We start from the raw sequence: 585 nt of genomic DNA on the forward strand, positions 1-585 counted from the left end.
ATACGGATACGAGCAAGTAACACGCGCGGTTTAATAGGTTTAGTGACAAAGTCATCGGCACCAATTTCAAGCGCAGCGACGTGATCAAAATCGTCATCGCTTGCGGTAAGCATCAGAACTTTGCCTTTGTAACATTCGCGGATTTGACGACAAACGCTGAAACCGTCTTGGCCCGGCAGCATCAAATCTAACAAAACCAAATCGGGTTGAGTGTCTAAAATAGCGTTCGGCGCGTCGGTGCCGTTATCAATACAGCGGACGTCGAAGCCTTGTTCTACGAAGTACTCACCGAGCATATCTTGTAGTTTTGGATCGTCTTCGACAATGATAAGGGATGGCTTGATTTCTTGTTCGTTCATGTAAGTGATGTGTGCTGTATTTGATATCACTGAAAGTTAAACAAATTTGCGAGTTATTTCAAATAAAGCTTGTAAAGAATAAGGTTATCCGATGAGTTAATAATATAAAAAAAGCAAACGTTTTGATATAGAACAAATCGTTTGCTTAGTATATGGGAAATTAAGTTGTCACCAGATTATGGTTGCTGCTTGGTCGGCGCGAGCGCAATTTCTCGGATACAGACAG

1 protein-coding gene is annotated in these 585 nt (G+C 41.9%); it reads right to left on the reverse strand.

The window, feature by feature from the left end; translation table 11 throughout:
• The coding region (locus R7093_RS26735; protein ID WP_318147213.1) for a response regulator transcription factor at nucleotides 1-359 on the reverse strand (359 nt) is incomplete at its 3' end.
• Nucleotides 360-585 lie beyond the last annotated feature (226 nt).

Source organism: Vibrio sp. 1580 (assembly GCF_033340055.1).